Origin of the sequence: Dysgonomonas sp. UBA7630 (genome assembly GCF_002483985.1) — a bacterium.
Taxonomy (GTDB): Bacteria; Bacteroidota; Bacteroidia; order Bacteroidales; family Dysgonomonadaceae; genus Dysgonomonas.
In genome coordinates this window covers 191,780-201,663 of record NZ_DLIY01000004.1, presented here as the reverse complement: position 1 = coordinate 201,663, position 9,884 = coordinate 191,780, and the positions used below count along the sequence as shown (strand labels likewise).

The window sequence follows — 9,884 nt, the reverse complement described above, 5'->3', positions numbered from 1 at the left end:
CCTATTTTAGGACGGGACATATAGATGTTTAGAACTTAACACCATATCCAAATCCTACAGTGAAATGGTCAGCATCGCTGAATGTATACTTCATTTCGAGGTTTAAGAAAGTGTTGCTGCTCAGATTATACTCCAAGCCTCCACCAAGATTAAAACCCCAGTTTGTGAAACCTTTACTGCCACTACCATTTTCGCCAGAATAGCGATTGTTCAACATTGCCAAACCTGCTAAAGGAAATACACTTACATTGCTTTCTAATGGAAATACATAATGTGCATTTACGTTAATATCAAGCCCTGTAACTTTATTCTTAGGGAATAAGAACATTATATCCGGCGCAATACGAATATTGTTAGTGATGTTGTATCTGCCTTCAGCTCCAATCATTAAACGACCCGGGTCTGATTGATAACCGGCTTGAAGAACGCCTGATTTCTCACCTTGTTGTGCTTGCACTCCGATTGCCAATAAGGCAAACATAAAAACGAATAATACTTTTTTCATATACAATTATTTAATAAATTATTATACAATAAAATATACTTTAAATATTTAAAATTAAGATTTGATTATTTTTTCAGATTGTAATGTGCTACGGTTAAAAAATTTGTTCTGGTTTTAATTTTTTATTTAATGTTATTATTGTGTCCTTTTTAAATCCCTTTTAACAAACAAACGCACAAACATAATATAAAGTTCACAAATATTTGTGCTTTTAAGTTTGTTTTTTCTAAATAAAAGTGTTTTTGATAGATATTTATAGCCTCTGAAATGACTTTAAAATCTACATAGTTAAATAATACTTAGGGAGTTTACTCTGTCTGAAAAATTAGAGTAAGGTCTGATAGCTTATCAATAAAAAACATCTAACTTTGTACCCGAGTTAATTAGAAGGTTATCGTTATGAAAATGATAAAAGGTATCTTTATCATTCTCCTGTTTTATTTCTTGGGACAAGGAATCAGTTATCTTATTCAAGGATTCGTTCCTGGGAATATCATCGGAATGGTTTTATTATTCCTCAGTCTTTACTTCAAGGCTATCTCTCCCGACAATGTAAAAGACGTAGCAAATGTGTTTACCCGCAACATGGCAATATTCTTTATTCCTGCCGGAGCAGGCTTATTGGGTGCGTATGGTGTGATCAGTAAATTCTGGATGTCTATACTTATCGTTTGTTCGGTGAGTACCGTATTGGTTATTGTGGTTGTCGCTATTGTTCAACAGCAAATGGAACGAAGAAGAAAATGAGAGCATTATTTGAATCCACAGAATTTACGCTTCTCCTTGTTTTTGGCAGTTACCTGTTCGGACAATGGGTTTTTAAGAAGACACGCATCGCTTTGTTGCACCCTATGATTGTTGCCATTGCTATTATTATCGCATTCTTGAAGGTGACAGGTATCGATTACCGGACTTTCGAAGAGAGCAGCCGGTTTGTTAGCTTTATGCTCGGGCCTTCGGTTGTGGCGTTAGGCTATATCCTATACGAGCAGTTGGCATACCTCAAGGGCAATGTAATATCCATCCTTACCTCTATCTTTATGGGTAGCATTGTGGGGATACTCAGTGTGGTACTATTAGCGAGAATAACAGGAGCCGATCAGATGCTTATCCATTCTCTCGAACCCAAATCGGTGACTACACCCATTGCGATGAGTATTGCCGAACAGTCGGGCGGTAATGTATCGCTTACGGCGGTGATTGTGCTTTTCTGCGGTATATTCGGAAGTATTATCGGACCTCCTATATTGCGTTTGCTGGGTATCAAAAGCAGTGTTGCCAGAGGCTTGGCGATGGGAGCTTCGTCGCACGGGGTAGGTACAGCCAAAGCGATGGAAATGGGGATGATAGAGGGCGCATTGAGTGGGCTTGCCATCGGTCTGATGGGGGTAATGACTGCATTGCTGATACCGATATTGCACCAACTGTTTGCTTCATTATAGAAAAAGGCCGATAGGATGAAAAATCCTTATCAGCCTCCAAGCATAAAAAGCTTATTGAATTCAGCAAAACTCTTATCTCAAAGATGATATGTCTATAACGTAACGGAATTGAACTTTTCCGGTCAGTACATTTTTGTATGCTTCATTTACCTGTTGTATCGGTATAATCTCTACCATTGGGTAAATGTTGTTAGCGACCGAGTAATCCATCATTTCCTGTGTCTCGCGTATGCCGCCGATCAACGTTCCATATATTTTCTTGCGTCCTTGCAGAGCCCAAGTTTGCACAGATGGCATATCTTTGATCGCCGGAACACCAATCAGAACCATTGTGCCATCTACTTTTAGCATCGATAGATACGATTCTACACTGAACGAAACAGGGATTGTGCTCAAGATGAGATCGAATGTACCTTCCAAACCTTTCGATTCGTCTGCATTTTTTGTGTTTACATATCTTACCGCACCCAGTTTGGCGGCAGCCTCACGTTTGTCTTCGGTAATGTCGAAAACAGTGACTTCGGCTCCCATCTTCACCGCATATTGCACAGCCATATGTCCCAATCCTCCAAAACCCGCAACGGCAACCTTATCGCCCGCCTTCACCTTGTTATATTTCAACGGCGAATAGGTAGTAATACCCGCACATAAGAGAGGCGCTATCTTTTCGAGCGGAGCACCTTTCGGTATGGTTATCGCAAAAGATTCTCTGACAACAATATTGTTTGAGTATCCGCCTTGCGTATATCCGTCACCTTCCTTACTGCTGTAGGTATAAGTAGCCCCTTTGGTGCAATATTGTTCTTCACCCGCTTTGCAGTAGTAACATTCTCCGCATGAGTTGACCATACAACCCACGCCTGCATAATCTCCGACTTTGAACTTAGCAACATTCTTGCCTGCTTTCACTACCTTGCCCACAATCTCATGTCCCGGAACCAGCGGATAGGCTACTTGTCCCCAGTCGCCTTTAACGGTATGTATGTCTGAGTGGCAGATACCCGAATAGAGTATCTCAATCAGTATGTCATCATCGTTGAGGCTTCTGCGTTCAAATTCGTAAGGGGTAAGGGGAGCGGAGGGATCTGTTGCAGCATAAGCTTTTGTACAGATATGCCCATGATGTTGGTGGTCGCACTGAGCATTCAGGTGAATGACTCCGAAAATAAACAGAGCAACGAAGCTGCTAAGAAATTGTGTCTTCATGATGATTGTCGATACTTTAAAGTGATAGACTAAAATGACCGTATACATAATATGATCGTTGAGAAAAGAAAAACCCTAAAGGAAAAATCACTTTTTTTACACCAGTGGATTTGAAAATATTCTTGTCTTATTTTAGATGCTAATGACCAAAAATACTTCCTGTAGTCTGCTTGACAGATAGTATATGATCTGTGGTGATAACGTTTTACGTTACTTATAATATCAGGCAGTTCTTTTTTTGGTTACCTTTGCGATGATTAGAAATACAATCTCGGTTTAGAAAATAGTTTTCAATTTATAACTCAAAATATATATGGCTTCTTTCCTGCAAGTAGAAGGACTTACAAAAAGCTTTGGTGATCTGGTTTTGTTTCGTGATATATCATTCGGTATAGCCGAAGGCGAACGCATCGGGCTGATCGCAAAAAATGGGTCGGGCAAGACCACCTTGTTGAATATCCTCACAGGAAAAGAACCTTACGATAGCGGAGCTGTTGTTTTTCGTCGCGACTTGCGTGTTGCGTATCTAGAACAAGATCCTGCCTATCCCGAAAACCTGACGGTGCTAGAAGCGTGTTTCCATTCGGGGAATGATGTTACAGACCTCATTGCCGAATACGAAAGGGTAATCAACTCGAAAGACCATTCGGGGCTTGATGCAATCTTGCAGAAGATGGATATTTTGCAGGCATGGGACTACGAGCATCGTGCAAAGCAGATTTTGGGACAACTGAAAATTACCGATTTCGAACAAAAAATATCGCAGCTGTCGGGAGGACAGCTCAAACGTGTGGCTCTCGCCAATGTGCTGATTACCGAACCCGATCTTATTATTCTCGATGAGCCTACCAACCACCTCGACCTCGATATGGTAGAGTGGCTCGAAGAATACCTTCAACGTTCACGTTTGAGTTTGTTGATGGTAACGCACGACCGCTATTTTCTCGATCGTGTATGTAACGAAATCATAGAGATAGATCAACAACAGTTGTATCAGTATAAGGGGAATTTTTCCTACTATCTCGAGAAGCGAGACGAGCGTATTTCTGCTCAGAATGCCGAGTTGGATCGTGCTAACAATATTCTGCGTAAAGAGCTGGAGTGGATGCGGCGTCAACCGCAAGCCCGTGCTACGAAGGCGAAGTCGAGGATCGATGCATTCTACGACTTGGAAAAGAAAGCCCAGCAGGTGCGTGATGCCGGTAATGTCCAATTGCAGATGAAAGGTACATATATCGGTAATAAGATTTTCGAAGCGCAGCATGTTTACAAATCCTTTGGAGATATTAAGATACTCGAAGATTTTAATTATGTGTTTGCCCGATACGAAAAACTGGGTATTGTAGGAAATAACGGTACGGGGAAATCTACTTTCATCAAAATGCTGATGGGGGAGGTTGCTCCCGACAAAGGAGGTTTCGATATTGGCGAAACTGTAAAATTCGGTTACTATAGTCAGGACGGACTGAAGTTTGACGAACAGATGAAGGTTCTTGATGTGGTTCAGAATATAGCTGAGGTGATAGATTTGGGCAATGGCAGCAGACTGACAGCATCGCAATTTCTACAACATTTTCTCTTCCCACCCGAAAAACAGCACAATTTTGTCTATAAGCTTTCGGGAGGAGAAAAACGTCGTCTGTATCTCTGTACGGTCTTGATAACCAACCCGAACTTCTTGGTGTTGGACGAGCCTACCAACGATTTGGATATCGTCACGCTCAATATTCTCGAAGAATACCTTCAACAGTTCAAAGGCTGTGTGATTGTGGTATCGCACGACCGCTATTTTATGGATAAGGTTGTAGATCACTTGCTTGCTTTTCAGGGAAGTGCACGTATAAAAGATTTTCCCGGCAACTATACTCAGTACCGTGAGTGGAAAGAGGTGCAGGACCTTCTTGAAAAAGAAAAGGAACAGGCTGCGAAGCCTAAAGAAGAAAAGGTGCAACAGGTGCAGCCTAAGAATGACGAAAAGAAAAAGCTGTCGTTCAAAGAAAAGCGTGAATTTGAAGAACTCGATACGCTGATACCGCAACTCGAAGAAGAGAAAGCGAACCTTGAAAATGAATTATCCAGCGGTACATTATCTACCGATGAATTGTTACAGAAATCGAGTCGTATCAGTCAACTGATAGAGGAGATAGAAGAAAAAACAATGCGTTGGCTGGAGTTGAGCGAGTTGGCATAGTATTAGAATAAGTGATTGCAAATCCCTCATGATTTATTTTTCGGATTGTAAATCCTTATAATAGAACGCAGGTGATTACAAATCCCCTGCAACGAAGACGAAACCTAACTTGCGGATTGCAAATCCACAAGAACGATAGCATGTCAAACTCACCGTCCTTTCGGATTTGCAATCCGAAAGGATATATTAGCAGGATTTGTAATCCGCAATAGAATAATGATAAATATACAAAACCGAATAACACAAGATATATATTTTACAACAACTACAGTTGTCGATTGGGTTGATATCTTTACTCGTCCACAATATAAACATATCATAATAGAGTCATTGCAATACTGCCAACAAAACAAGGGCTTATTAATATATGCCTGGGTATTAATGAGTAATCATTTGCATATGATTGTAAGTACAGAAGGGGAAAATACGATGAGTGACATTCTGCGTGATTTCAAGAAACATACAAATAAGGAAATTATTAGTTCGTTAGAAAGCGACATTCAGGAGTCGCGTCGCGAATGGATGTTAAACCGTTTTGAGTACGCTGCACGAAACGATAAGAAGATTAAGAATTATCATTTTTGGCAAGATGGGAACGATATGCAACCTATTTATATGTATGACTATTTAGTACAAAAATTAAATTATATTCACCAAAATCCAGTGATAGCCGAAATTGTTGATAAGCCGGAGGAGTATAAGTATAGTTCAGCTATAGATTATGCAGGCGGGAAGGGTCTGCTAAATGTTATTATTGTTTAGTTTTTTTCGGATTACAAATCCTTATAATAAAAGGCAGGTGATTACAAATCCCCTGCAACGAAGGATTGCTAGTCCTTTCGGATTCTACCGTCCTTTCGGATTTGCAATCCGAAAGTATATATTAGCAGGATTTGTAATCCGCAATGGAATCATGATAAATATATTACCATCCTTCCTGATTATAAATCCGAAAGAAAGATAGAGGAACGATACAACTCCCGATTTTAATTTTTAATATCAAGATTAATCAAATAACTTCAATATTGTATTTATCTTTGCAGAAACAAAAAGATGATGCTTAAACCCGGACCTATTGGTGTATTTGATTCAGGATATGGAGGTCTCACGATACTATCGGAGATACAAGCCCTTATGCCCGAATACGATTATTGCTATCTTGGCGATAACTCGCGTGCACCCTATGGCGCTCGGTCGTTTGAGGTGGTCTATGAGTTTACCAAACAGGCTGTGACGGCATTGTTCGATATGGGCTGTAATCTTGTGATTCTTGCCTGTAATACAGCATCGGCAAAAGCTTTGCGTACCATCCAGCAAAAAGATCTGCCAAATATGAATCCCGATAAGAGGGTGCTGGGTATTATACGCCCTACAGCCGAAATCATCGGACAGATAACACGCAGCAGGCATGTAGGAGTCTTAGGTACAGTGGGCACTATACAGTCGCAATCGTACCCGATAGAGATAAATAAACTGTTTCCCGATATAAAAGTAACCGGCGAGGCTTGCCCTATGTGGGTTCCTCTGGTAGAAAATAACGAACACGAAAGTGAAGGAGCAGATTACTTTGTGAAAAAAAGTCTGGATAATATTTTAGCTAAAGATCCCGATATAGACACACTTATTCTTGGCTGCACGCATTACCCGTTGTTGCTGAATAAGATAAAGAAAATTCTACCCAAGGAGGTAACCGCCTTGCCTCAGGGAGAATACATTGCCCATAGCCTCAAAGATTATCTGCGACGGCATCCTGAGATGGATGAGGCATGTACCAAAAACGGAGAGACGCATTATTTTACTACCGAATCTTCCGAAAAGTTTTCAGGTGCGGCAACTATTTTTCTGAACAAAGAGATAGAAGTAAAGCACATTACACTCGATTAAAAATCCCTTATTTTTCGGTCTGCTAAAAAACAATTATATTTGTTTTTGTTAATTGGCATGGATTTTACAAAAAGGAAATAGAAAAGTAAAAACCCCCTATTGTATATTATATAAATATACATCATTTAGAGCATTTCAATAAAAATAAACAAACAGAATGAGCTACCTTTCGAAAGAATATCAGGAACAGTGGAATTTCTCAAAATATCCTCCAAGTGCTTACCGCATCTTTGGATTTGTGTTTAGCAAACAACCCGGAAGTTTTAACTACAATAAAAATATTGTTCAGATATTTACATTAAAATCGGATGATTTACCCGAACAAATAAGAATTGATAATTTCAAGAAATTGTGTCAAAGCTTGTTCAGGGAAATGAATGTAAAAGAAGACTTGGATGTAAAAACAGAAACTGACGATGAAAGTAAAGACACTACCATCACTTTCTCTTCCAACAATATTTGCAACTGCTTGCAGTCATTAAAGTATGAAGATGAGAAGATACTCTTCAATACGCTTTATAAACCATCATTGGGGACATATCCCTTGAGCCTCAATCAGCGGATCGAATTTATTTTGGGAGTTTATTTAAATCATTCTCATCGCAAAGCAAAAATGCTGTTTCGCGACAATTACCCTAAAATGGCATTGACTCATAGTTTTATCGTTGATCTGGCGGGGGAGGATGACGAATTTATTTTAACATCACGTTTCGATAGATCGCATAGCCACGTTATTGAGATTAACGAAAATGGGCAGCTGTGGAAAAAATTAGAAACACTGCTTCTAAAATATGGCTATCAATTATAAGAGATAAATCTCCTATCGCATCTTGAACCTGCAACTTTCTATTTTTCAATAAGTATAACGTTAGATGTAAGGGAAATAATATAAAAGTAACAGCCTGAGGCGTGTTACTTTTGTTTTATCATTCAATTTATTTTTATTAATTTTAGAGTATTGTTTTAACCCAAACACCTGATATTCCATGATAGATTTAAAGCGGTTTACTTTAGTAATTATTCCCGCATCAATACTTAGCCCATATAGTTATAGCCAAAATAAACAGAGCGATGCACCTCAATCCCGTCCCAATATTATTCATATAATGACGGACGATCATTCGTTTCAGACAATCAGTGCATACGGTCATCCTATCTCCAAGTTGGCTCCTACACCTAATATAGACCGATTGGCGAACGAAGGTATGTTGTTTCAGCAAGCCTTTGTCGAAAACTCACTGTCTACCCCGAGTCGGGCATGTCTTATGACAGGCTTGTATAGCCATCAGAATGGGCAACGTCAGTTGGGTGCAGGTATAGATACAACTAAAATCTTTTTTTCGGAATTACTTACACAGGCAGGGTATCAAACAGGAGTTGTAGGTAAATGGCATATGCAATGCGAACCAAAAGGTTTTGATTATTATTGCGTGCTCAACGATCAGGGAGATTATTATAATCCGAGCTTCAAAACGAAAGGCTCTCACGGCAAATACATTCGCGAAGAGGGGTATGCAACCAACCTGATTACAACTCATTCGATAGATTTTCTTAAAAACAGAGACAAGAGCAAACCTTTTGCCCTGTTGGTACATCATAAAGCTCCACACAGAAATTGGATGCCCGAAGCCAAGTACTATGACTTGTACGAGGATGTAGAATTCCCTAAACCTGAAACATTCTATGACGATTACGAAAGCCGTTGCTCTGCTGCCCGCACTCAGGATATGACTATCGATAAGACCATGACATTTATTTATGATCTGAAGCTAAATGAATTAAAGAATACACCACCCTATAATAAGGAATGGAGTGATGGAGGCTTGCAACAAGCGATGAATCAAATGACTCCAGCTCAGCGTGAAGCTTGGGAGAAGGCCTATCATCCTAAGAATATGAAATTCATTAACAGTAACCTGTCCGGCGATGCGCTGCTCGATTGGGAATTTCAACGTTATATGAGAGATTATCTTCGCTGTATAAAATCGATTGACGATGAAGTCGGGCGTTTGATTGATTACCTCGAAAAAGAAGGTTTGATGGATAATACAATTATTGTTTATACTTCCGATCAAGGTTTTTATATGGGAGAACATGGGTGGTTCGATAAGCGTTTTATGTACGAAGAATCGTTCAGAACACCGCTGATAATACGTTATCCCAAAGCCATAAAGTCAGGGACGAAAACCGCTGCTTTGGTACAGAATATAGACTTTGCTCCTACTTACTTGTCATTAGCCGGAATAGAGAAGCCCTCAGAAATGAGCGGAGTTTCTCTTGAAGGGTTGTTTGATGGCAAAACACCTAAAGATTGGAGAAAAGATTTGTATTATCACTATTATGATTATCCTGCGATCCACAATGTACGCCGTCATGATGGTGTGAGGACAGAAAGGTATAAACTCATTCATTTCTACGGTAAAGGAGAAATAAGCAATGATGAAGATATCAATTGTAATGAGTTGTTCGATCTGCAAAATGATCCGACTGAATTACATAATCTCTACGGAAAAGAAGGGTATGAAGAAATAACAAAGGAGTTGCAGACAGCTCTCGATAATTATAGAAAGACACTCAAGGTAGATGAATTTTAAGTGAGTGAAAATTTTTTTTCGTCATTTTATTATCAATAGAGTATAATATCACAATCTAAAAC

10 protein-coding genes are annotated in these 9,884 nt (G+C 39.5%); 8 read left to right on the top strand and 2 right to left on the bottom strand.

The window, feature by feature from the left end:
- Positions 1–28: 28 nt before the first annotated feature.
- A complete protein-coding gene (locus B3P17_RS02535; protein ID WP_252638535.1) occupies positions 29–505 on the bottom strand; it encodes an outer membrane protein in 477 nt (158 codons plus the stop codon).
- 399 nt (positions 506–904) lie between these two features.
- Here B3P17_RS02535 and B3P17_RS02530 point away from each other — a divergent pair, with 399 nt between their 5' ends.
- Positions 905–1,252 (top strand): CidA/LrgA family protein, encoded by a 348-nt coding sequence (locus B3P17_RS02530; protein ID WP_252638536.1) that lies wholly within the window; start codon positions 905–907, stop codon positions 1,250–1,252.
- The gene (locus tag B3P17_RS02525; RefSeq protein WP_006843368.1) at positions 1,249–1,947 is read left to right on the top strand and encodes an LrgB family protein; all 699 of its coding nucleotides are present in this window, start codon (positions 1,249–1,251) and stop codon (positions 1,945–1,947) included. The genes B3P17_RS02530 and B3P17_RS02525 overlap by 4 nt, the downstream gene beginning before the upstream one ends.
- 72 nt (positions 1,948–2,019) lie before the next feature.
- Here the strand turns inward: B3P17_RS02525 and B3P17_RS02520 are convergent, their stop codons facing one another.
- Positions 2,020–3,153: an NAD(P)-dependent alcohol dehydrogenase gene (locus tag B3P17_RS02520; RefSeq protein WP_252638537.1), complete on the bottom strand. Its 1,134-nt coding sequence runs from the start codon at positions 3,151–3,153 to the stop codon at positions 2,020–2,022.
- A gap of 313 nt (positions 3,154–3,466) precedes the next feature.
- Here B3P17_RS02520 and B3P17_RS02515 point away from each other — a divergent pair, with 313 nt between their 5' ends.
- From B3P17_RS02515 to B3P17_RS02490, 6 genes are all read left to right on the top strand, one after another.
- The gene (locus tag B3P17_RS02515) at positions 3,467–5,344 is read left to right on the top strand and encodes an ABC-F family ATP-binding cassette domain-containing protein (RefSeq protein WP_252638538.1); all 1,878 of its coding nucleotides are present in this window, start codon (positions 3,467–3,469) and stop codon (positions 5,342–5,344) included.
- 216 nt (positions 5,345–5,560) lie between these two features.
- Positions 5,561–6,106 (top strand): REP-associated tyrosine transposase, encoded by a 546-nt coding sequence (locus tag B3P17_RS02510; RefSeq protein ID WP_252638539.1) that lies wholly within the window; start codon positions 5,561–5,563, stop codon positions 6,104–6,106.
- A gap of 37 nt (positions 6,107–6,143) precedes the next feature.
- A complete protein-coding gene (locus B3P17_RS02505; protein ID WP_252638540.1) occupies positions 6,144–6,308 on the top strand; it encodes a hypothetical protein in 165 nt (54 codons plus the stop codon).
- A gap of 92 nt (positions 6,309–6,400) precedes the next feature.
- Positions 6,401–7,228 carry a glutamate racemase gene (murI, locus tag B3P17_RS02500; protein ID WP_252638659.1) on the top strand — a complete coding sequence of 276 codons (828 nt, stop codon included), beginning with the start codon at positions 6,401–6,403 and terminating at the stop codon, positions 7,226–7,228.
- 157 nt (positions 7,229–7,385) lie between these two features.
- Complete coding sequence (locus B3P17_RS02495; protein ID WP_252638541.1) at positions 7,386–8,036, top strand: hypothetical protein; 651 nt, start codon at positions 7,386–7,388, stop codon at positions 8,034–8,036.
- Positions 8,037–8,214: 178 nt separating this feature from the next.
- A complete protein-coding gene (locus B3P17_RS02490; RefSeq protein ID WP_291103112.1) occupies positions 8,215–9,822 on the top strand; it encodes a sulfatase family protein in 1,608 nt (535 codons plus the stop codon).
- Positions 9,823–9,884 lie beyond the last annotated feature (62 nt).